General features: G+C 67.7%; 19 protein-coding genes. 11 read left to right on the top strand and 8 right to left on the bottom strand.

All coding sequences use genetic code 11. From position 1 onward, the window contains the following. Positions 1 to 2: 2 nt before the first annotated feature. Positions 3 to 2,765, bottom strand: coding sequence for a TonB-dependent receptor domain-containing protein (locus AC1DOQ_RS14405; RefSeq protein WP_477365172.1), 2,763 nt, complete (start codon positions 2,763 to 2,765; stop codon positions 3 to 5). A 538-nt stretch (positions 2,766 to 3,303) separates the two neighbouring features. Beyond that, entirely contained in the window at positions 3,304 to 3,819 is a 516-nt protein-coding gene (locus AC1DOQ_RS14400; protein ID WP_477365169.1) for a BRO-N domain-containing protein, read from the bottom strand. 232 nt (positions 3,820 to 4,051) lie between these two features. Here AC1DOQ_RS14400 and AC1DOQ_RS14395 point away from each other — a divergent pair, with 232 nt between their 5' ends. Next, positions 4,052 to 4,336 carry a hypothetical protein gene (locus AC1DOQ_RS14395; RefSeq protein WP_477365166.1) on the top strand — a complete coding sequence of 95 codons (285 nt, stop codon included), beginning with the start codon at positions 4,052 to 4,054 and terminating at the stop codon, positions 4,334 to 4,336. Here the strand turns inward: AC1DOQ_RS14395 and AC1DOQ_RS14390 are convergent. Beyond that, positions 4,306 to 4,695: a DUF2784 domain-containing protein gene (locus tag AC1DOQ_RS14390; RefSeq protein ID WP_477365163.1), complete on the bottom strand. Its 390-nt coding sequence runs from the start codon at positions 4,693 to 4,695 to the stop codon at positions 4,306 to 4,308. The two genes, AC1DOQ_RS14395 and AC1DOQ_RS14390, sit on opposite strands and share 31 nt — an antisense overlap. Before the next feature lie 171 nt (positions 4,696 to 4,866). On the opposite strand from AC1DOQ_RS14390, the gene AC1DOQ_RS14385 reads away from it, so the two are divergent. Beyond that, the gene (locus AC1DOQ_RS14385) at positions 4,867 to 5,982 is read left to right on the top strand and encodes an alpha/beta fold hydrolase (protein ID WP_477365160.1); all 1,116 of its coding nucleotides are present in this window, start codon (positions 4,867 to 4,869) and stop codon (positions 5,980 to 5,982) included. Here the strand turns inward: AC1DOQ_RS14385 and AC1DOQ_RS14380 are convergent. Further along, the gene (locus AC1DOQ_RS14380) at positions 5,951 to 6,694 is read right to left on the bottom strand and encodes a sulfite exporter TauE/SafE family protein (RefSeq protein WP_477365157.1); all 744 of its coding nucleotides are present in this window, start codon (positions 6,692 to 6,694) and stop codon (positions 5,951 to 5,953) included. The genes AC1DOQ_RS14385 and AC1DOQ_RS14380 overlap by 32 nt on opposite strands. Before the next feature lie 15 nt (positions 6,695 to 6,709). Beyond that, entirely contained in the window at positions 6,710 to 7,843 is a 1,134-nt protein-coding gene (gene lldD / locus AC1DOQ_RS14375) for an FMN-dependent L-lactate dehydrogenase LldD (RefSeq protein ID WP_477365154.1), read from the bottom strand. Between the two features lie 147 nt (positions 7,844 to 7,990). Between lldD and AC1DOQ_RS14370 the strand changes: the two genes are divergently transcribed. The 8 genes from AC1DOQ_RS14370 to AC1DOQ_RS14335 all read left to right on the top strand — a co-directional run bounded on the left by AC1DOQ_RS14370 (position 7,991) and on the right by AC1DOQ_RS14335 (position 17,870). Further along, the gene (locus AC1DOQ_RS14370) at positions 7,991 to 8,644 is read left to right on the top strand and encodes a trimeric intracellular cation channel family protein (RefSeq protein WP_477365151.1); all 654 of its coding nucleotides are present in this window, start codon (positions 7,991 to 7,993) and stop codon (positions 8,642 to 8,644) included. A gap of 70 nt (positions 8,645 to 8,714) precedes the next feature. Next, complete coding sequence (locus tag AC1DOQ_RS14365) at positions 8,715 to 9,299, top strand: hypothetical protein (protein WP_477365148.1); 585 nt, start codon at positions 8,715 to 8,717, stop codon at positions 9,297 to 9,299. 59 nt (positions 9,300 to 9,358) lie between these two features. Beyond that, on the top strand, positions 9,359 to 10,723 hold the full coding sequence (locus AC1DOQ_RS14360; RefSeq protein ID WP_477365146.1) for a TolC family protein: 1,365 nt from the start codon (positions 9,359 to 9,361) through the stop codon (positions 10,721 to 10,723). Next, positions 10,720 to 11,790 carry an efflux RND transporter periplasmic adaptor subunit gene (locus tag AC1DOQ_RS14355; RefSeq protein WP_477365143.1) on the top strand — a complete coding sequence of 357 codons (1,071 nt, stop codon included), beginning with the start codon at positions 10,720 to 10,722 and terminating at the stop codon, positions 11,788 to 11,790. Before AC1DOQ_RS14360 ends, AC1DOQ_RS14355 begins: the two co-directional genes overlap by 4 nt. Continuing rightward, entirely contained in the window at positions 11,787 to 14,828 is a 3,042-nt protein-coding gene (locus tag AC1DOQ_RS14350) for an efflux RND transporter permease subunit (protein WP_477365140.1), read from the top strand. The genes AC1DOQ_RS14355 and AC1DOQ_RS14350 overlap by 4 nt, the downstream gene beginning before the upstream one ends. Further along, complete coding sequence (locus AC1DOQ_RS14345) at positions 14,825 to 15,811, top strand: YncE family protein (RefSeq protein ID WP_477365138.1); 987 nt, start codon at positions 14,825 to 14,827, stop codon at positions 15,809 to 15,811. The genes AC1DOQ_RS14350 and AC1DOQ_RS14345 overlap by 4 nt, the downstream gene beginning before the upstream one ends. A 60-nt stretch (positions 15,812 to 15,871) precedes the next feature. Further along, positions 15,872 to 16,534: a response regulator gene (locus AC1DOQ_RS14340; RefSeq protein ID WP_477365135.1), complete on the top strand. Its 663-nt coding sequence runs from the start codon at positions 15,872 to 15,874 to the stop codon at positions 16,532 to 16,534. Between the two features lie 7 nt (positions 16,535 to 16,541). Beyond that, the gene (locus AC1DOQ_RS14335) at positions 16,542 to 17,870 is read left to right on the top strand and encodes an ATP-binding protein (RefSeq protein WP_477365131.1); all 1,329 of its coding nucleotides are present in this window, start codon (positions 16,542 to 16,544) and stop codon (positions 17,868 to 17,870) included. Here the strand turns inward: AC1DOQ_RS14335 and AC1DOQ_RS14330 are convergent. Further along, on the bottom strand, positions 17,850 to 18,488 hold the full coding sequence (locus AC1DOQ_RS14330; protein ID WP_477365128.1) for a response regulator transcription factor: 639 nt from the start codon (positions 18,486 to 18,488) through the stop codon (positions 17,850 to 17,852). The two genes, AC1DOQ_RS14335 and AC1DOQ_RS14330, sit on opposite strands and share 21 nt — an antisense overlap. Positions 18,489 to 18,656: 168 nt before the next feature. On the opposite strand from AC1DOQ_RS14330, the gene AC1DOQ_RS14325 reads away from it, so the two are divergent. Next, a complete protein-coding gene (locus tag AC1DOQ_RS14325; RefSeq protein WP_477365125.1) occupies positions 18,657 to 19,349 on the top strand; it encodes a lipid-binding SYLF domain-containing protein in 693 nt (230 codons plus the stop codon). Between the two features lie 10 nt (positions 19,350 to 19,359). On the opposite strand, the gene hpnD is transcribed toward AC1DOQ_RS14325, so the two are convergent. Together hpnD and dxs are read right to left on the bottom strand one after the other, a co-directional pair. Then, on the bottom strand, positions 19,360 to 20,208 hold the full coding sequence (gene hpnD / locus AC1DOQ_RS14320) for a presqualene diphosphate synthase HpnD (protein ID WP_477365122.1): 849 nt from the start codon (positions 20,206 to 20,208) through the stop codon (positions 19,360 to 19,362). An 11-nt stretch (positions 20,209 to 20,219) separates the two neighbouring features. After that, the gene (gene dxs / locus AC1DOQ_RS14315; protein WP_477365119.1) at positions 20,220 to 21,989 is read right to left on the bottom strand and encodes a 1-deoxy-D-xylulose-5-phosphate synthase; all 1,770 of its coding nucleotides are present in this window, start codon (positions 21,987 to 21,989) and stop codon (positions 20,220 to 20,222) included. Positions 21,990 to 22,135: the final 146 nt, after the last annotated feature.

Genomic DNA, 22,135 nt, shown 5'->3' with positions numbered 1-22,135 from the left:
GGTCAACGCTTATAGGTCAGGGACAAGCCGAATGTCCTGCCCAACACGTTGTAGGTTTCGGCGTAGGTGTTGAAGGTGCTGGCGTTGGTCGGCAACGGCGGACGCTTGTCGAACAGGTTGTCGATGCCGAAGTTGAGGGTCAGCCCTTCGATACCCGGACGGACCGAGAAATTCAGCTCGAAGTAATCTTGGGCGGCAATCGTTTCGCTGCTGCCGATGGTGCTGTCCTTCACCTTGCCGATGCGCTTCCAACCCAGCTGGGCCGTCGACTTCTCGCCCTCCCAGGTAATGCCTGCGCGGTGGCGATACGCAGGCGCCACCAGGGAGACCGCATCAGAGGAGCAGCGGAAGCCATAGCTGCCCCTGCAGTCGATCGGGTCGAGTACCGGGTTCTTCTGGATGCTGTACGAGGTCACCACGGCAGCCTGGTATTGCCAATTCAGGCGCTTGCCCGGCAACCCGAAGGGCACCGCCTGCTTGTAAACCAGATCGACGTCGACGCCATTCTGCTTGATGTAGGCGAGGTTACGGTCGACAGGGTAGGCATCCTTGATCCGGCCGGTGGCGGGGTCGCGGGTGACGGCCTGGCACAGCGGATTGTCGGCGCGCGGATCGGTAATGTAGCAGCTGGTAAGCGCATCGATCGGCTGTATCTGGCCGACGGCGTCCTTCAACTTGATGCTGTAGAAGTCGACGGTGACCGACAATCCCCTGGCAAAGACCGGGGTCAGCACCATACCCAAGGTATTCGTCTTGCCTTTTTCGGCGCCGATCTCGGGATTGCCGCCGTAGTAATAGCCGCCGGTGAGCAGCGTCGGGTTAAACGAGTCGTAGGAGCCGACCGGCGCCGCGTTGAAGCGCTTGCACTGCTCGGCGTTGCCGGTACCGAGCACGCACGGATCGCCGCCGTAGCGCGGCTTCAGGCGGGCGGTCGTCACCAGCGCGCTGAAGGGAAGCGAGAAGACCGGATTCGCGAATTCGCCCATATTCGGTTCGCGGATGACGGTCTGCCTGGTGGCGCGCAGCCGTACGTCATCGGTGATGGCCCACGAGGCGCCAAGCTTGTTGGTACTGTAGCTGTTGTCTGCGCCGATCGATTTCGAGTAATTCGACTTCCGGATTGCACCTTCGAGTGAAAGGTTGTGGATGAACGGGCGCTTGGCCAGCACCGGCACCAACACCTCGGCATAGAACTCCTTCGCTCGGAACGACGGTGGCGTGGCCGGCCCGACGAAGGTGGCTTGATTGAAGGACAACGACAGGTCAGGGTTATAGTTGAAGTCCCCTTTTTCGCGCCGGGTTTCGGCGCCGAGGGCGAAGCCGACCGGCCCCGCGGGCAGCTTGAACAGGTCGCTGCTGTCGCCGCTGATGGTGGCCGCCGCCACGAATTGTTCGCGCACCCGGCTGCCATAGTCGAAGTCGCGAGCAATCGCCGAAACATCCGCACCCGGCCCGAAGATATTGGTGTTGTTGACCAGTGCGGCCGCGCCCGACTTGAGCGCATCACCCTTGACGGTAATCTTTTCCGATGAGCGGCCGTTCTGCAGGTAGGCGTCCCAATTGATCGCGTTCGTCAACGGCCCACGCACGCCGACCTGGGCCTGGTAGGTGTCGCGATCGTTGTCGACGGTAATGACGCCCAGCTCGCCCAGTGAACGCTCGATCCGGACCTGGGCAACGCCGTTGACGAAGGTCAGCTGGTTGCGCACCGCCGCCGGAATGAAGGTATTGCTACTGTTGATCGCATACACGCCCGACAACGCAGCCGGGGCCTGGCCGGTAGTGGGGGCGCCGGTGGTCTTGACGTTCGAATACATCAGACGACCGTAAGCCTGGATGTCGCCGGTCAGATCATAGTTGAAGAAGGTCGATGCGTTGACGCGCTTGAGGGGCTGTACCAGCAGGTACTGGGGCGTGAAGTTGGTCGACTGCGGGGTAGACGCCAACTGGCCGGCATCGGTGAAGGAAAAAGTGCGTCCACTGGCGACGTCGGTGAAGTTGCCGCCCGCGCCGGGTCGCAGTGTCGGCTTCAGCTGCGCGAAATCGCGTTCGCCGGCGAGCAGCGAGGAGCGGTCGGTGTATTCCAGATAGCCGACGATGTTGCCGCGGCTGCCGAGGTCCATGCCGCCGGTCAGATTGACGCCTTTCTGGACCGCACCTCCCCGCGCGCTGCGGTAGTTGACGTTGGTCTGCAGGCCACGGAACCTGTCGTTGATGACGAAGTTCACGACGCCGGCGATCGCATCGGCGCCGTACACAGCCGCGGCGCCGCCGGTCAACACGTCGACGCGTTTCAGCAACGGCGCCGGAATGAAGTTGACATCGACAGCATTACGAAAACCGAAGGGCACGGCACGTGTGCCATTGATGAGTACCAGCGTCCGGCTCTGGCCAAGATTGCGCAAGTCTAGCGTTTGCGCGCCGAAAGCATCACTGCCTGCCGAGGTACCGTTCGCACCGCTCGCCAGTTGAGGGAGCTTCATGGAGAAATCTTCCACCGTGACAGCCCGCGTCAACGCAATTTCGGCATCACTGAACTGGCTAACCGGGCTGGTGGATGTGAGCCCGGCTGCGCGGATCCGGGTGCCGGTCACTGCCACTTGCTGCATCAGTGTGGCTTCGACAGGGACAGGTGCGGCAGACGGGGCGGCGGCAGAATCGGCCGACGCCGAGCTTTCCTGGCCGCATGCCACAGTGTTAATCAGCGCCAGGACTGCGAGCGAAATTGCATTGCGATGAGTCCGTGCCGGTGCTTTCGGTTTCATTGATCCCCCAATAAATATGTCGCGACTTGGATGTAACAGTCCAATCTGCGTGTCGGAGTTAAGGTGGTCTTTAAGCTCCCGCGATTGGACTGCTTTTGGTATTCTTTTCTTGTCAACGAAGCGAACATATCTGAAGGATTATGGATATGCAATGCATGTTTGTTGCATTCCGGCGAAAATTTGACGGAATACTGAAAATAAATTTTCAGGCTTAATACCAATTTTTCGACCTCCTTGGCGAGGACTAAAAACCGGTACAGGGGGGCGGTTCCGGGACGTGGAGAAAACGACTTTGGAAGTGGAGCGTTGCGTCATCGTGCCGGCGGTGCGCGCCGCCTTGGTAACGGCCAAATTCGCCATGCCGGATTAGCTGCGTGGAATCGGCGCCGTTACTTTGCGCATCACAACTCCCGTCGTTCCGCTCGGAGGGTCGACATCCCAATTCGCGCGAGCGCCAAACAGATGCTGATCGAGTACAGCGGCCTGGCGCTTCCGGAGCTCAGCTTCCATCCACTTCGATTACACGGCCGCGGAAATATCAGCCGCCCGAACCAGGCAAGCGCCGAACATTCGGAAATGCCTCGCTTAGCAGCCAGTGATTGAAACGCACTATCCGCCGCGTCGCATGGCGATCACCGAGGCGAGTAGCAAGCAGCCGCTTTATTCCATCCTCCGTAAAGCCGCGTAAACTTTTCCCGGGAACGACACCGTACTCGCCACCAAGTTGGCGTCGTTCACGCTCGGTGAGTGCCTGACCGAGGATTCCAGCCACATCGGACTCGGCTATCCAGATGGATTCATGAACGATGAAGAACCGGATGCGCTGCTCATCAAAGCTGTAGTACTTTCCCTGCATGGCGCCTCGCGCCGAGCGTTCGGAAAAGCCGATAAATCCCGAGACCATATCCACGAAGATCGGTGCGCAAAGCCGTGCCATCAATGGAGCGCACAGCAAGACAAGGATCACTGCGTAGGCAATCCCTGACTGCTTCAGGTACTGAAACGCAAGCACGAGAGCAGCTGCGAAAAGGAGAATACTCAGGTAACGCCGCATACTTGAATAATGAAGTGGAAAAGTGCTTGTCGACGTCCGGTTCTGGCCGGCTTGGTCACGCAAGTCATCAGTGTACGCCCGATGTTGACGCCAGAGCAACATCGATCCATTCAAGAAACATGGCCACTTGGTGCGCCGGCGTATGGCGGCTCCTTCATTTTCTTCATTGAGTTCAGGCCGGGACGACCCATATAGGGAGCACGAAACGCCCCAAGCCTTGGAGGAGAACGCCTTGAAACGCATCTTTGCACTCTGGCGCGTGGTCGCCGGCCAGGACCTGCGCCTGCTTTGGTTCGCTATCCGGCATGAGCGTCGTCCGGGGTGGTTGCTGCCCGGGCTGGCTGTCCTGACGCTGTTCGCTGTCGAGCCGGCAAATTTCGCGCTGCCGGTACTCGGCGCAGTCGACGAGCTCGTGCTCGTGCCGCTCATCCTGCACGGCATGGTAAAAATGCTGCCCACGCAGGTCGTCGAGGGTTTTGCGCGCGTTTACGCCGGCCGTCCGCGTCGCCGGGCTTGACTAGGACGGCGGCGCCAGATCCACACGTACAGAACCGCATTAATGACCAGTACGCCCATACCCAGCCCGATCTGCATCCCGCGCGTCAAGCCCGCCGGATAGATCAGCGGCACCAGGTAATGGTCGATGAAACCGCCCTGGTAGCCTGCGTCTCCGGCCAGCCGGCGAAAATACAGCTCGGCCCAGGTCAGCGGGCAGATCGCGCCCGTGGCCTCGATCAGCACGCCCCAGCCGGCCGCCGCCAGGTGCACGGGCAACCAGCGGCGCCGGCGCGCCACCAGCAGTGCGCCGAATACGACGAAGAGGATGAAGCCGAGGTGCAGCAGCAGGACAGCATCGGCGAGCAGGCGGTAAGGCATGAGCGCATGCTAGCGCAAGCCGCGCCGGCCCCGCAATTTGTTGACAGGAACTGTCCTTGAAGCCAAACACTTGGCCGACCTCAAGCGCAAGCGTGATTCATCCGAACACCGATTGGAAGGACCGCAAGCTTCGCGTACATTTGCAGTCTTCCTGAATGAGACGAGGCCGTCATGTACCCGACCAACTGGAATTCCTTCGGCGCCATCGGTGCCATGGCCCTGAAGCAGATGGACCGAAGCCGCCGGGCGCGTGGCCAGATGCTGGAGCGTGCCGGCTACGGCCCCAGGCCCACGCCATCCACCATCGTGCACGCCGAGCCGGGCCTCAAGCTGCGCCGCTACGGTCCGCTTGCGGCCGAGGCGCCGCCGGTGTTGCTGGTGCCGGCGCCGATCAAGCGTTCCTACATCTGGGACCTCGCGCCGGAGGTCAGCGTCGTGAAGCGCTGGCTGGAGCGCGGCTACCGGGTCTACCTGGCCGACTGGCTTCCTCTCGACGACGACGCCGGGGAGCAGGACTACGGCCTGGCCGACTACGCCGACCGCCTGCTGGGCGCCTGCCGCCAGGCGATCGCCGCCGACGGTGCCGATGGGAAACCCGTGATCGCCGGCCACTCCCTCGGCGGTATCCTGGCGGCCATCCACAGCGGCCTGTATCCGGACCAGTTGCGCGCCACCGTCCTGCTGGAGTCGCCGCTGCATTTCCAGCCGGCTTTCTGCTGCTTCAACAAGCTCGTGCAGGCCACGCCGGACGCGCGCCAGATCGCCGAGACCTTCGGCCACGTCCCCGGGGTGTTCCTGAACACGATGAGCGCCATGGCCGAGCCCCAGGCCTTCCAGTGGGAGCGCTTGCTGGATCGCTGGCTGTCGATGGCCGACCCGAAGGCCCTCACCACCCATATGCAGGTGGAGCGCTGGACCCACGACGAGTTCGCGCTGCCGGGCAGGCTGTTCGCCGAACTGGTCGAATCGCTCTACCGGCGGGATGCCCTGGCACAGGGCGAGCTGGACATCGGCGGCCGCCGCATTGGTCCGCGCGAGCTCACCGCGCCGCTGCTGTGCGTGATCGACCCGCGCAGCAAGCTGATTCCGCCGGCCGCGGTGCTGCCCTTCCACGAAGCGGCGGCCAGCCCGCGCAAGCAGGTGCTGCACTATGAAGGCGATATCGGGGTCAACCTGCAGCACGTCGGCGTGCTGGTCGGCCGCAGCGCCCATGCGCGGATCTGGCCGGCGATCTTCGACTGGCTGGACCCGGACCTTACAAGGGCCGCAGGAACAGCCCGACCGTGAGGGCGACGCCGATGCAGACGATGGCGATGCGCAGCGCCTTTTCGTTCACCCGCTGCAGTGCCCAGGTGCCGGCCAATCCGCCGAGGATGGCACCGAGCGCCAGCACGCCCGCCTGCAGCCAGTGCAGCTCCGGCGAGGTCAGGAACAGTGCCACCGCCGACGCATTCATCACGCCCGCCAGCACGTTCTTGGTGCCCCCGGCATTGCGGGCCGAGAGTCCCGCCATGGTCAGCGCCGCCATCATGAGGATGCCGATGCCGCCGCCGAAATAGCCGCCGTAGACCGCGATCAGGAATTGCGCGGCGCCGGTGGCGATGGGGCCCAGGTGCGCCGCCTTCTCGGCGGAGGCCTTGCGAAAGAAGCTGCCCCAGGTGAAGACGGCGGTGGCGAACAGCACCAGCCAGGGCACCAGGCGCGCGAACACCTTCGGCGAGGTGTGCAGCAACAGCAAGCCGCCCACCGCGCCGCCGAGGATGCTCAGCACGAACAGCGTCCGGAAGCGCAGCCCGGCCGCCCCGCTCACCAGCCTGCGGCCGGCATAGCCCGCCGTGATCTGACCGGGGAACAGGGCGACCGTGGAGGTGATGTTGGCGGCCAGCGGCGACATCCCGGACAGGATCAGCGCCGGCAAGGTGACGAAGGAGCCGCCGCCGGCCAGGGTGTTCTGGACGCCGGCCCAGAGTCCCGCGAAAAAGACCAGGAGCAGCAGCATGGCGGCGCCTCCCGTCTATGCAGCCAGCAGGTGAGGCCCGATCTCGCGCACGCTCTTCACCCCGGTCAGGACCATATTCGTCCGCAAGTCCTTCTCCATGATCGCCAGCAGGCGCTCGACCCCGGCCTGGCCCTGGGTCGCCAGCGCGTAGATGAAGGCACGGCCGATCAGCACGCCGTCCGCGCCCAGCGCCAGCATGCGGAACACGTCGGTGCCGGTGCGCACACCGCCGTCGGCGAAGATGGTCATCTTGTCCTTCACCGCCTCGGCGATCGCCGGCAGCACGCTGGCGGACGATGGCGCGCCGTCGAGCTGGCGGCCGCCGTGATTCGAGACCACGATCCCGTCGGCACCGAAGGCCAAGGCGTCGCGCGCGTCCTCGACGTCCAGGATGCCCTTCAGGACCAGTTGCCCCTTCCACTCGTCGCGGATCCACTGCAGGTCCTGCCAGCTGATGCCGGGGTCGAAGTTCGATCCGAGCCAGCCGATATAGTCTTCGAGCCCGGTCGCATGGCCGCGGTAGGCCGAGATGTTCCCGAGGTCGTGCGGGCGGCCGAACAGGCCGACGTCCCAGGCCCAGCGCGGATGCAGCATCGCCTGCCACATGCGGCGGCGCGGGCCGGCGTCGCCGCTCATGCCGCTGTGGAGGTCGCGGTAGCGGTTACCCGGTACCGGCATGTCGACGGTGAAGATCAGCGTCGTCGCGCCAAGCTCGCTGGCGCGGCGCATCACGTCGCGCATGAAGCCGCGGTCCTTCAGTACGTACAGCTGGAACCAGATCGGCTTCGGGGCCTTGGCCGCCACCTCCGCCAGCGGGCAGACCGACACCGTCGACTGGATGAAGGGGATGTTGAAGCGGCCGGCCGCCTGCGCCGCCTGGACTTCGCCGCGGCGCGCATACATGCCGGCCAGGCCGACCGGCGCCAGCGCGATCGGCAGCGCGTGGTCCTGGCCGAACCAGTGGGTCGTCAGGTCGAGCTGCTCGGAACCGCGCAGCACGCGCTGGCGCAGCTTCACGCGTTGCAGGTCGTCGACGTTGGCGCGCAGGGTTTGCTCGGCGCCGGCGCCGCCGTCGAGGTAGTGGAACAGGAAGGGCGGCAACTTGCGCCGCGCGGCTTCGCGGAAGTCGGTTGCGGATGAGATGATCATGGATCGCGAAAGGCTGGTGGGTGCTTGTTCTTGTCGTATTGTCCAGTGTACGACGAAATCATCCTGCATGGGCGGGCCAGGCGCTTGATTTCCCGGCTGCGATACTATAACGTTCCGCCCCTTTCACTGAACAGTAAAGACAACCCGATGTTCCCGGCAGTTTCCCTCGACGTGGCGGCGGCCCTGAAAACGCTCGTGCTGACCCTCGACCTCATCGGCACCTTCGTGTTCGCCCTGAGCGGCGCCACCGCCGGCGTCAAGCGCAGGCTCGACATCTTCGGGGTGCTGGTGCTGTCTTTCGTGGCCGCCAACTCGGGTGGCATCGTGCGCGACGTGCTGATCGGCGCGACGCCGCCGGCCGCCTTCAGCGACTGGCGCTACCTGGTGGTGTCGGTGCTGGCCGGCCTGCTGATCTTCTTCTGGTATCCAAAGCTGCGTCACCTGAAAAGCCCGGTGATGGTGTTCGACGGCGCCGGCCTGGCCCTGTTCTGCGTCGCCGGCGCCCAGAAGGCGCTGGTGTTCGGCCTCGAACCGATGATGGCGGCCTTGCTCGGCATGCTGACCGGCGTCGGCGGCGGGGTGGCGCGCGACGTCCTGCTGTCCGAGGTGCCGGCCGTGCTGCGCGCCGAGGTGTACGCGGTGGCCGCCCTGGCCGGCGCCAGCGTGGTGGTGATCGGCCATGTGCTCGGACTGCCGTCGGCGCCGATGGCCTGCGCCGGCGCGGCCCTGTGCTTCGGCCTGCGGATGGCGGCCATTCGCTACGACTGGCATTTGCCGGTAGCGCGCACGCCCGAAGATTGATCCAGCTCAGTTGCCCCGGAACATCGTTGACGCATGCTGAAAGCTTGTGTCAATACCGGGAGCGGCTGACATGAAACCGGAAACCATCGTTGCAGATCCATCCGCCGCCAGGCGGTCGCCGGCGAACCTGGCTTTCGCCGCCCTGCTGTTTTCCTTCCTCGGCTGGGCCATCCTGGAGCGCTGGAGTTTCGGTGCCCGCACCGGCCCCCTGCCCCACCTGATCAATACCCTGGCCTGCGCGCCGGTGCTGGCCTGCTCGCTGCGGCGCTTCCGCGCGGCCTGCCCGCGTCACGTGCGGGCGCGGCCCCGTCGCCGTGGTTGGATCAAGGCCGGCGGCCTGGCGCTGGCCGCCTTGTTCGCGCTCGGCGCCGTCTGCGGAATGGTCGCCGGCAGCGGTTCGATGACCCTGCTGGCCCTGCCGGCCGCGCTGTGCTGCTGCACGCCCTGGACCCGGCTGCGCGCCCACCAGCTGCACCTCTGCCTGTCCTTCCTGGCGGTGGCGGCCGGCTCCACGCTGGCGCAGGGCCTGGCCGGCCGGCCGCTGCAGCTGATGTCCGCCCTGCCCGCGGCCTGGTGCCAGCTGGCGGCGGCCGCCCTGCTGTGCATCGGCCTGTGCGGCGAAGAGCTGCTCAGGAAGAAAGGCACGCACCTTTAATACTCTGTTCATTGTCCGATCGGTAAGCTGGGCATCGATGCTATTCATGCCCAGCTACGATGGCCCAACGATTCGCTTCAACCATTCTTTGCCTGGCCCTGGCCGGCTGTGCGGCCTACCGGCCCTTGCCCCTCGGACCGGTCCCGGAACTGCCCGGGAATCCGGGCCTGATCCAGGTCGACACGCGCAGCCTGCCGTTTACAGCGCTGGCGGGGCACCCCTTCGACCCGCGCGACGGCCTCGACGAGATCGAAGTGGCCACGCTCGCGGTGGCCAACAATCCCGACCTGAAACTGGCGCGAGCCGATCTTGCGGTGTCGCGCGCACAAGCCTTCTCCGCCGGCCTGCTGCCCGATCCGCAACTGGCGCTGGGCGGCGACCTGTCCAGCAGTGCCGGCGGTCCCGGCGCCACGCGTGCCTTCAATTTCGGCCTGAGCTATGACGTCGGGGCCTTGATCAGCCATGCCGCCGGCCGGCGCGCCGCCCAGGCCGAGGTCCGGAAGACCGACCTGGCCCTGCTGTGGCAGGAATGGCAGGTCGTATCGACCGCGCGCCTGGCCTTCGTTCGCCTGAGCCATGGCCGGCGCCTGCTGGCCGTGCTGGAGGAAAACCGCAAGCTGTTCGCCGACCGTGCCGCCCGTACCGGACAGGCGCAGCAACGCGGCCTGCTCACCAGCGACGCGGTACTGCCCAACCTCACCGCACTGCAGGACATCGACAAGCAGATCTTCGACCTGCAGCGCCAGCTGAACCAGACCGCCCGCGAGTTGAATACCTTGCTGGGCCTGGACGCCCGCTACGAGCTGCGCCTGCAGGACGGGGCACCTGGCGCCTTCGCGGACGAGAATGCTGCGCAGGCCGCGCTGGCCGAGCTGCCGCAGCGCCGTCCCGACCTGCGCGCCCTGGAGGCGGGCTACGCGGCACAGGACCAGCGTTACCGCGCCGCGCTGCTGGCCCAGTTCCCTGCGCTGAACGTCGGCCTGACCCGCTCGCGCGACAACAGCAACGTGTATTCGAACAGCCTCGGCATCACGCTCAGCTTGCCGCTCCTGAACCGCAACCGCGGCAATATCGCCATCGAACAGGCCACGCGCCAGAAGCTGCAGGACGAGTACGAGGTGCGTGTCCAGGCGGCGCGCAACGAGATCCGCGCCATCCTCGACCAGCAGCGCCTGGACCGCCGGCAGCTCGAATCCGTCGACACCGCGCTGGCCCGGCTGGAACCGGTCATCCGGAACAGCGGGCTGGCGGGACGCGCCGGCCTGGTCGATGCGCTCGCCTACGCGAATGCGCGTGCGGCGCTGCTCGCCAAGGAGGCCGAGCGGATCGCCCTGCGGCAACAGATCGCCGAACAGCGCGTCGCGCTGCAAACCCTGCTCGGGATCGCCCCCGATGCATCTTCGCCAGGACACCAACAACAATGAAGACTTCGACTCTCGTCATCGGCGCCCTCGCCCTGGCGCTGGGCGCGGGGGCCGCCTGGCACTGGCATCCCGGCGCCGCCGCGGCCGATGCCGCGCCGGAAAAGGCGCCCGCCCCCAGCGTGCTGGTACACACGCAGCCGGTGGCCAGGCGGGCCCTGGCCAGGACCCTCGCCGCCTTCGGCGAAATCGCCAGCGCCAAGCCGGAGACGCTCAGCTTTCCGCAAGCCGGCCAGCTGCTGCGCCTGCCCCTTGTGCTGGGCCAGCGCGTACGACGCGGCGATACGCTCGCCGTAATCGGTACCGATCCGAATGCGCTAGCCGCCTATGCGCAGGCGGGCAATGCGGTCGGCTTCGCCCAGCGCGAACTGAAGCGCCAGCAGGAACTGGCAGGCTTGCAGCTTGCGACGCAATCCCAGGTCGACGCGGCCCGCAAGCAACTGGAGGATAGCCAGGCCGCGCTGGCAGCGCAGGCAAAGCTGGGCGGCGCCCACCCGAGCCTGGATTTGACTGCGCCCTTCGACGCCGTCGTCACGGCACTGCCGGCTGCCCAGGGCGACCGGCTCGCCGCCGGGGCAGCGGTCGTCCAGCTCGGCCCGACGGGCCACCCGCGCGCGCTGCTGGCGATCGAACCGGCGCGCAGCGCGGCCGTGAAGCCCGGCATGGCGGTGAACATCAAGCCGCTGCTGGACGGCGCCGTCCCGATCGCGGCGCGCATCGCCACGGTCGACGGTATCGTCGATCCGAAGACCCAGATGGTGACCGCGAACGTCGAGCTGCCGGCCAGCCAGGCCGCGGGCCTGGCGATCGGCACGCGCGTGGAGGCGGCGATCACGCTCGGCGAGGACAATGCCTGGAGCGTCCCGCGCCAGGCGGTGCTGAGCGACGACCAGGGCAGTTATCTGTTCCAGGTCGCGAACGGCCGTGCGCGCCGCGTCGCCGTGACGGTCGCGGGCGAACATGGCGCCAGCTATGGCGTCGCCGGCGAGCTCGATCCGCAACTGCCGGTGGTCGTGCTCGGCAATTATGAGCTGCAGGACGGCATGCCGGTACGCGAGGGCGCACGATGACGGTGGCCCGCTGGACCCAGGCGCATCGGCGCTCGATCCTGTTCCTGCTCGCGATGCTGGCGCTGGCCGGCCTGGTCGCGGCGTTCCGGCTGCCGGTATCGCTGTTCCCGACCGTGGACTTCCCGCGCGTGGTGGTCTCGATCGATGCCGGCGACCAGCCCGCCGGGCAGATGGAAATGCTGGTCACGCGTCCGGTCGAGGAAGCGGTGCGCCGGGTGCCCGGGGTGCGCAATGTGCGTTCCACCACCAGCCGTGGCGCGGCCGAGGTGTCGATCAATTTCGACTGGGGCCTCGACATGGCGGCCGCGGCGCTGCAGGTCAACGCCGCCATCGCCCAGGTCCAGGGCAGCTTGCCGCCGTCGGCCCAGGTGCTGGTGCGGCGCATGGACCCGACCGTGTTCCCGATCATCGCCTACAGCCTGGTCTCGCGCACGCTGTCGGCGGTCGCCCTGCACGACCTGGCGGAATTCCAGCTGCGTCCCGCGCTGTCGAGCGTGGACGGCGTCGCCCGCGTGCAGGTGCAGGGCGGCGCGGTCGAGGAGTACCGGGTGACGGTGGATCCGGCGCGCCTGGCGGCGGTCGGCCTGGCGCTGGACGACGTCGCCAAGGCCGTATCGAGCGCCAACGTGATCAGCGCGGTGGGCCGCCTGGAAGACCACTACAAACTCTACCTCGCGGTGTCGGACACCCGCCTCGACTCGCTGGCGCGGCTGCGCGCGCTGGTGCTGCGCAATCCCGCCGGCGCCCTGGTGCGCCTCACCGACGTCGCCAGCGTCGATGTCGCCACGGCCCCGAACTGGACCCGCGTCACCGCCGACGGCCGCGACGCCGTGCTGTTCTCGGTCTACCAGCAGCCCGGCAGCAACAGCGTGCAGATCGCGAAGGACATCAAGTCCCGGCTGGACGGCTTGCGCGCCCAGCTGCCGAAAGGGGTGCAGATCGCCAGCTGGTACGACCAGAGCGAGCTGGTGACGGCGTCGGCAGCCAGCGTGCGCGATGCCGTCCTGATCGGCATCGGCCTGTCGGCCGCCGTGCTGCTGCTATTCCTGCGCAACCTGAAGGTGACGCTGATCGCGATCGTCGTCGTGCCTGCCGTGCTGGCCAGTACCGTGGTGCTGCTGTACGTGCTCGGCATGAGCTTCAACATCATGACCCTGGGCGGCATGGCGGCGGCCGTCGGCCTGATCATCGACGATGCGATCGTGATGATCGAGCACATCATGCGGCGCCTGCAGGGCAGCGACGGCGAGGTGCACAAGCGTGTGATGGCCGCCGCGCTCGAGTTCCTGCGCCCCTTGGCCGGCTCCAGCGCCTCGACCCTGGTGATCTTCCTGCCGCTGGCTTTCCTGAGCGGCGTGACCGGCGCCTTCTTCAAGGCCCTGTCGCTGACGATGGCGGCGGCGCTGTTCATCTCCTTCCTCGTCAGCTGGCTGGCGGTGCCGCTGCTGGCCGACCACTTCCTGGACGCGCGCGACGCCGAACACGCGCCCGATTCGCGCCTGGTGCGCTGGCTGCACGAGCGTTACCGGCGCATCCTCGAGGCCCTGCTGGCGCGACCCTGGCTGGTGCTGGTGGGCGTGGCGCCGCTGCTGCTGGCCGGTTTCTTCGCCTACCGCGCGATCGGCTCCGGCTTCATGCCGGCAATGGATGAAGGCGGCTTCGTGCTCGACTACCGCACCGCGCCCGGCACCGCACTCACCGAAACCGACCGCCTGCTGCGCCAGGTCGAAGGCATCGTGCGCGCCACGCCCGATGTCGCCAGCTATTCGCGCCGCACCGGCGCCGGCCTGGGCGGCAGCATCAACGAGGCCAACGAGGGCGACTTCTTCATCCGCCTCAAGCCGTCGGGACGGCGCCCGGTCGACCAGGTGATGGACGACATCCGCGGCCGCATCGAGCGGCAGGTACCCGGCATCGATGTCGAGATGGCCCAGCTGATGGAAGACCTGATCGGCGACCTGACCGCCGTACCGCAGCCGGTCGAGATCAAGATCTTCGGCGACCGTCCGGAGGTGCTGGCCGCGAGTGCGCGCGCGGTGGCGGAGCGTCTCGGCAAGATCGACGGCGTGGTCGACGTCAAGAACGGCATCAACCCGGCCGGCGACGCCATGGACATCCGCGTCGACCCGGCCAGGGCCGCGCTGGAAGGCATGGATGCCGATGCGATCACCCGCTACGTCGGCAGCGTGATGAGCGGCACGGTCGCGACCCGGGTGCCGGGCGGGGTCAAGATGGTGGATGTGCGGGTCTGGGTGCCGCCGAACCAGCGCGCCACCGAGACCGACCTGCGCCAGCTGCGCGTGGTGGCGCCGAATGGTCACGTGTTCCCGCTGCAGCGCGTGGCCGGGATCCATGCGCTCACCGGCCAGGCCCAGATCACGCGCGAAAACCTCAAGCGCATGGTGGCCGTCACGGCCCGCATCAGCGGACGCGACCTCGGCTCCGTGATCGCCGACGTCCGCACGATGATGGCCAGGCCGGGCACGCTGCCATCCGACAGCTATTACCAGCTGGGCGGGCTGTACGAGCAGCAGCAGATCGCCTTCCACGGCCTGATGGCGGTGTTTGCCGCTGCCAGCGCGCTGGTCTTCCTGCTGCTGTTGTTCATGTACGAGAGCTTCCGCCTGGCCTTGTCGATCCTCGTTACGGCTTTGCTGGCGGTATCGGCGGTGTTCATCGGCCTGTGGCTGACCAGGATCGAGCTGAACATCTCGGCCATGATGGGCATGACCATGATCATCGGCATGGCCACCGAAGTGGCGATCTTCTACTACTCGGAGCAGCAGGAACTCGCCGCTGACCGCCCGCGCGAACAGGCCTTGCTGGAAGCGGGGCTGAACCGCATGCGGCCGATCGCGATGACGACCCTGGCCGCCATCCTGACCCTGCTGCCGCTGGCCTTTGCGCTCGGGCGCGGCTCCGAGATGCAGCAGCCGCTCGCGATCGCCATCATTTCCGGCCTGGTCGTGCAGCTGCCGCTGGTGCTGCTGTTGATGCCGGTCCTGTTCAACGTTGTCCATCCAAAGGAGAAACCGTGAAAACCGTCCTGACCAAGCCCTTCCTCGCCGCCGCCGTGCTGGCCTGCCTGCCGTCGGCCGCCCCGCTCGCCGCCGCCGCCGAACCCGTCCACTACGCCGTGCAGCAGCGCTGGGACCTCGGTCCCGCCACGCGCTGGGACTACCTCGCCCTCGACCCAGAGCGCCAGCGCCTGTTCGTCACGCGCGGCGACCACGTCCAGGTGCTCGACGCCGGCACCGGCAAGCCGGTCGGCGAGATCGCGGGCACGGCCGGCGTGCACGGCGTGGCCTTCGCGCCGGACCTGAAACTCGGCTTCACCAGCAACGGCCGCGCCAACAGCGTCACCGTGTTCGACCTCGACACCCTGCAGGTGAAGCGCGAGCTCCCGGTGAAGGGTGCGAACCCGGACGCCATCCTCTACGATCCCGCCACGCGCAAGCTGTACACCTTCAACGGCAAGAGCCAGGACGTGAGCGTGTTCGACGCCGCCAGCGGCAAGCCGCTTGCCACGATTGCGGTCGGCGGCAAGCCGGAGTTCGCGGCCACCGACGGCAAACGCGTCTACGTGAACATCGAAGACAGGAACGAGATCGTGGCCATCGACGCCGCCACCGACCGCGTGCTGGCCCACTGGCCGCTGGCCGGCTGCGAGGAACCGAGCGGGCTGGCGCTGGATACCGCCCACGCACGCCTGTTCTCGGTGTGCGCCAACCGTGCGATGATGGTCACCGACAGCGCCAGCGGCAAGGTCGTGACGCGCATCGCGATCGGCGATCATCCGGACGCCGCCTACTACGATGCCGGCAGCGCCACCGTGTTTTCGTCGAACGGCGCAGGCACGCTGAGCGTGGTGCGCCAGCTTGACGCCGACCATTATGCGGCGGCGGTCGAAGTGCCGACCCTGAAAGGCGCGCGCACGATGGCCTTCGATCCGGCAAACCACAAGGCATTCCTGCCGACGGCGGTCGACAAGACATTCACGATGGTCGTGGTCGGCCCGTGAGGGCGCGGTTTGCGGTAAGCTGGCGGCGCGATTTTCAACGTCTCTAGAGAAGGAGATTCCATGCGCCTGCTGCTGGTCGAGGACGACCCGATGATCGGCGACAGCATCGCCGAAGGCCTGCGCGGCGAACGCTACGCACTCGACTGGGTACAGGACAGCCAGGCCGCGCTGCTGGCGCTCGTGACGGACGTCTACGACCTGCTGCTGCTCGATCTCGGTCTCCCGGGCCGCGACGGTCTCGAAGTGCTGCGCCAGTACCGCGGCCGTGGCGGCCAGGCGCCGGTACTGATCATCACCGCGCGCGACAGCACCGCCGACCGCGTACAGGGGCTGGACGGCGGCGCCGACGACTACCTGGTCAAGCCCTTCGACCTGGAAGAGCTGTTCGCCAGGGTGCGCGCCCTGCTCCGGCGCGGCGCCGGCCGCGCGCAGCCCGACATCGTGCATCGCGGCGTGACCCTGCGCATCACGGCCCACGAAGCCCTGCTCGACGGGCAGCCGCTGCCGCTGTCGGCACGCGAATTCGCCCTCCTCGCGGCGCTGCTCGACCCGCCCGGGCGCGTGATGTCCAAGGCGCTGCTCGAACAGAAGCTCTACGGCTGGAACGAGGAAGTCGAAAGCAATACCGTGGACGTCTACGTGCACCGCCTGCGCAAGAAGCTCGGCGCGGACTTCATCAAGAACGTGCGCGGCGTCGGCTACCTGGCGCCGCTGGCCGCATGAGGACCGCATGAGGACCATTCGCAGCCAACTGCTGTTCGGCCTGGTGGGCGGGACCCTGGCCTGCACCGTCCTTGCCGGCGGCGCCATCTACGTCAAGGTCCTGGAAGAGTCCAACGAGCTGTTCGACTATCAGCTGCGCCAGATGGCGACGACCTTGCCGACCACGCAGGCGGCGTCGCCGGCGCGGCGCCAGCACGGCGACCCCGAGGAGGAAGTCGTGATCCAGGTCTGGGACCGCAACGGCCGGCTCAAATACATTTCCACCGCCGAGCATGGGCTGCCGGCGGCCGCGCGGCCCGGCTATTCGACCCTGGCCGGCGGCGACGACAGATGGCGGGTGTACCTGGCCGAACGGGACGGCGACCGGGTACAGGTGGCGCAGTCCGTCTCGGCGCGCGAGGAGCTGGCGGCGCGCCTGGCCTTGCGCTCGCTGCTCCCCTTCCTCGCCATGCTGCCGATCCTCGGGGTGCTGATCTATGCCGTGGTCGGACGCAGCCTGACGCCCCTGACCCGGCTCGCGCAGGCGCTGGGACGCCGTTCGCCGAGCGACCTCCAGCCGCTTGCCGAGCGGGACCAGCCGCCCGAACTGAAGCCCGTGGTCGCCGCGATGGACGACCTCCTGCTGCGGCTCGACCATGCATTGCACAGCCAGCGCGCCTTCGTGGCCGACGCGGCGCATGAGCTGCGTTCGCCGCTGACCGCCCTGCAGCTGCAGCTGCAACTGGCGGAGCGCGCCACCGACGGCGCACAGCGCACGGTCGCCTTCAGCAAGCTGCACCAGCGCCTCGATCGTGCGATCCGCCTGGTCCAGCAGTTGCTCACCGCGGCCCGGCAGGAAGGCGGCACGGCGGACGCGGCCGCGGCGCCGGTCGACCTGCTCGAACTGGCCCGCGCCTGCATCGGGGAACGTTACGACCAGGCCAGCGCAAGGGGTATCGACCTCGGCATCGTCGAGGGCGAAGCGGACCTCGACGGTCCACGCCTGGACGGTGACGCCGACAGCCTGCGTATCCTGATCGGCAACCTGCTCGACAATGCCTTGCGCTATACGCCCGCCGGTGGCCGGGTCGACGTCAGCGTCGCCCATGCCGGCAAGGAGGTGGTGTTGCAGGTTGCCGACGACGGCATCGGCATCCCGCCGGCCGAGCGCGAAAGGGTATTCGACCGTTTCTACCGGGGCGCGGGTCACGCCGAATGGGGGAGCGGACTGGGTTTGTCGATCGTGCGCAGCGTGGCCACTGCGCACGCCGCCACCGTCACGCTCGGCGACGGGCCGTCCGGGCGGGGGCTGCTGGTGACCGTGCGCTTCGGGAGCTCAGGCACGCTCGTTCGCTGAGCGCAGGTCCGCATACTGGTCGCCGAACACGGCGCCCGCATCCAGCTCCAGCATCTCGCGCACCAGCTGGGCCAGCGAACCGGCCCCCATCTTCTCCATCGCCCGCGCCCGGTGCACCTTGATCGTCTTTTCCGCGATGCCGAGGTCGGAGGCAATCTGCTTGTTCAGGCGTCCGGCCACCACATGCCGCAGCACCTGGCGCTCGCGCCGCGTCAGCGAGTCGAGCCGGGCGCGAATGCGCGCCAGTTCGCGGCGTACCGCGCGCTCGCGTGTGTCCCTGTCCAGTGCACGCCGGACCGCGCCGACCAGCTCCCCGGCTTCGCAGGGCTTGGTCAGGAAATCGACGGCGCCCGCCTTCATCGCGCGCACGCCCTGGCCGACGTCGCCGCGGCCGCTGACGAAGACCACCGCGCGTTCCAACGCCAGCCCGTCCAGGCCGGGCAGGCCGATGTCCACGACCACGCAGCCGGCCGCCTGCGGATCGTGGGCGCCCAGGAAGGCGGCGGCGGATGCGAACTCAAGCGGCGCCAGGCCGGCGGCGCGCAGCAGGCGCCCCATGGCTTGCATGTCAACCGGACTCGGGTCGACGATGTAGATGAGCGGATCAGGAGTTTCCATATTCCCTCCTACACAGGCGTGCACGAACATGCACGCAAGCAATCCGATGCGCTGCATGCGGTTCTTCTCGCGTTCATGATAGCCACAGATGGCCGAAAGTCCAATTGCGCGGCAGCGCGCGATGGCCTTAGGCTGCTGCATATTCCGGGCATGCTTTGCGAGGTCATCATGTTCAAGTCAGTCACGGCAGGAACGGCACTCACACTCGCGTTGACGGCATTCGGCCTGGCCGGCTGCGCTTCGCACGCGACCAGGGGCGAGACCGAAGAGCGCGTCGACGCCGCCCGCACCACCCTCTCCAACTTCATGCGCGATCCCGACCTGACCTGGTTCCGCGACCACGTGGGCGAGGCCAGGGCGGTCATGATCAGTCCGCGCATACTGCAGGCCGGCCTCATCGTCGGCGGCTCGGGCGGCGCGGCGCTGGTGATCGCCCATGACCGCAGCGGCACGGGCTGGAATGGCCCCGCCTTCTACCGGATGGCGACGGGCAGCTTCGGCCTGCAGGCCGGCGCCCAGGAGTCCGAAATGGTGGCACTGATCATGACGGACAAGGCGCTGAATTCCCTGCTCTCGACCTCGTTCAAGATCGGCGGGGACGTCAGCGTCGCCGCCGGGCCGATCGGGGTCGGCGCCGCCGCGCCGGTCACCGCGGACATGATCGTCTACACGCGCTCGAAAGGCCTGTACGGCGGCGTCAACATGGACGGCACCGTCATCACCGTCGACCAGGGACGCAACGAAGCCTACTACGGCCGGGCCGCGACGCCGGTCGACATCCTGGTCACGCACAGCGTCAGCAATCCCTACGGCGCCTCGCTGGCGCGGATGGTGTCGCACGCGGTCGCGGAGGGGCGCTGAGGGCGCTGAATCAGCGGAGCGCATGCCGCAGCAGGATGCCGACGCGTTCGAGTTTCCCGACCCGCACCGGCTCGCGCGGGCGGTCCCAGCCGCGCGCCAGCAGCCGCGCCAGCAGCGCCTGGTAGATGGCGCCCATCAGGCGCGGCGCCCGCGAACAGGCGCCGGGATGGCGCCGCAGCACCTGCCGGGCGGCGCCGTAATGCCCGCAGGCCTGGGCCGCCAGCCCGGTGCAGGCCGCCGACAATCCCGGATGCGCGGCGATCGCCCGGGCGCCCCAGGCGCAGGTGATGTCGCCGACGCCGGCGTCTTCCAGCAGCTCGCGCGGCAGGTAGGCGCGGCCGATGGCGGCATCCTCGTCGATGTCGCGCAGGATGTTGGTGAGCTGCAGCGCGCGGCCGAGGTGATGGGCCAGCAGCATGCCGTCCGCGGGCGGCAGGCCGAACACCCGCACCGACAGCCGTCCGACGGCACTGGCGACGCGGTCGCAATACAGGTCGAGGATGGCGGCCGGCGGCGCGCAGATCGGAACGGGCTGGGCATCCATCAGCATGCCGTCGATGACGGCATGAAAATCCTCGCGCGCCAGGCCGTAGCGCCGGATGTGGCGCGTCAACGACGCCAGCGGCGCCGGCCCGGTGCCCAGGAAACAGGCGTCGACATCCTCGCGCCAGCGCTCCAGCGCCGCGCATTTGTCCTGTGGCGCCCCATCGCCGTCGGCGACGTCGTCCACGGCGCGGCAGAAACCGTAGATGTCGCGCATGGCGGCGCGTTGCGGGGCCGGCAGGATCCGCATCGCCATCGAGAAGGAGCTGGTGGCCGGCTGGACCGGCGGGCTGGCCGCGGCGGCATCGGGGAGCATGGCGGTTTGCCTCAGTTGGCGTTCACCACGAGCCGCGATTCCGTGATGCCGAAACGCTGCCGGATCGCAGCGGCGATGCCGCCGGCGTCCAGTCCCACGGCCGCCAGCAGCCTGGCCGGGTCGCCATGCTCGATGAAGACGTCGGGCAGGCCGAGGATCAACAGGGGCTTGGCGATGCCAGCCGCGGCCAGCGCCTCCGCCACCGCCACCGCCGATCCGGCCCCGCCCATGGCCGCGCCCTCTTCCACCGTCACCAGCTGTTCGTGCTCGCACGCCAGGCGCAGCAGCAGGCCGACGTCGAGCGGCTTCACGAAGCGCATGTTCGCCACCGTCGCACCGAGCTCGGCGCCGGCAGCCAGGCTGGGCGCCAGCATCGAGCCGAAGGCCAGGATGGCGGTAGCGCGTCCGCGTCGCCTGAGTTCGCCCTGGCCGATCGGGATCTCGTCCGGTTTCGCACCTGCACCGGCGCCGGTGCCGCTGCCGCGCGGGTAGCGCACCGCGGCCGGTCCGGGATGGCGATAGGCCGTGGTCAGCATGCGCCGGCATTCGCCTTCGTCCGAGGCGGCCATCAGCACCATGTTCGGGATACAGCGCAGGAAGGCGATGTCGTAGTTGCCGGCATGGGTGGCGCCGTCGGCACCAACCAGGCCGGCGCGGTCGATGGCGAAGGTCACGTCCAGGTTCTGCAGCGCGACGTCGTGGATCAACTGGTCGTAGGCACGCTGCAGAAACGTGGAGTAGATCGCGACCACCGGCTTCATTCCCTCGGCGGCAAGGCCGGCGGCAAAGGTGACGGCATGCTGTTCGGCGATGCCGACATCCACATAGCGCTCCGGGAACAGCTGTTCGAAGCGCACCATGCCGGAACCCTCGCGCATCGCCGGCGTGATGCCGACCAGGCGCGGATCGAGCGCCGCCATGTCGCACAGCCAGTCGCCGAACACCTCGGTATAGGTCGGCTTGGCGCGCACCGGCGCGGGCAGCCCCAGTCCCGGATCGAACTTGCCGGTGCCGTGGTAGAGAGTGGGCGCGGCCTCGGCCGGCGCATAGCCCTTGCCCTTGCGGGTCAGCACGTGCAGGAATTGCGGTCCCTTGCGCAGTTTGGCGGCTTCGAGAGCGGGGATCAGGGCATCGAGGTCGTGGCCGTCCACCGGCCCGGCGTATTCGAAGCCGAAATCCTCGAACAGGGCCGGCCGCGACCGTGCCGGTTCCAGGGCGCGGCGCAAGCCGCCTACCGTGGGCGAGATCGACATGCCGTTGTCGTTCAGGATCACCAGCAGGCGCAGGCCGGGGTCGCGGCCGGCGTTGTTCAGGGCCTCATAGGCCATGCCGGCGCTCATGGCGCCGTCGCCGCAGACGGCCACCGTGAGCCAGTCCGCGCCGGCCAGCTTCGCGGCCTCGGCCATGCCGAGGGCGGCCGAGATCGCCGTCGACGAATGGGCGGTGCCGAAGCTGTCGTAGACGCTTTCACAGCGGCGGGGGAAGCCGGAGATGCCGCCGAACTGGCGCAGTGTGTGCATGCGGGCGCGGCGACCGGTGAGCACCTTGTGGCCGTAGCACTGGTGGCCGACGTCCCACACCAGGCGGTCGCGCGGGGTGTCGAACACATAGTGGAGCGCGATCGTCAGTTCGACCGAGCCCAGGTTGGACGACAGGTGGCCGCCGGTGCGCGACACCGAGTCGAGCAGGAACTGGCGCAATTGGCGGGCCAGGGGCGCGAGCCGGGCGCGCGGCAGCCTGCGCAGCTCGGCCGGATCATTGATGGCATCAAGCAGGTTCATGCGTCATCCTCCATATCGGCGGACACCGGCAGGCAGTCCATTCTAGAACATCCAGCACTTCCGTTCAGGAGCTCGCGGCAAGCGTGCGCTGGCCCCGGTTGAAGAAATGGCTCTTGTGAAAGTGTAGAATCCGCTTTTTGCCTTGC

The sequence above is a fragment of the Massilia sp. 01N417 genome (assembly GCF_056399645.1).
The sequence above is the reverse complement of the archived record's forward strand: the minus strand, read 5'-3'. Positions and strand labels throughout refer to the sequence as shown.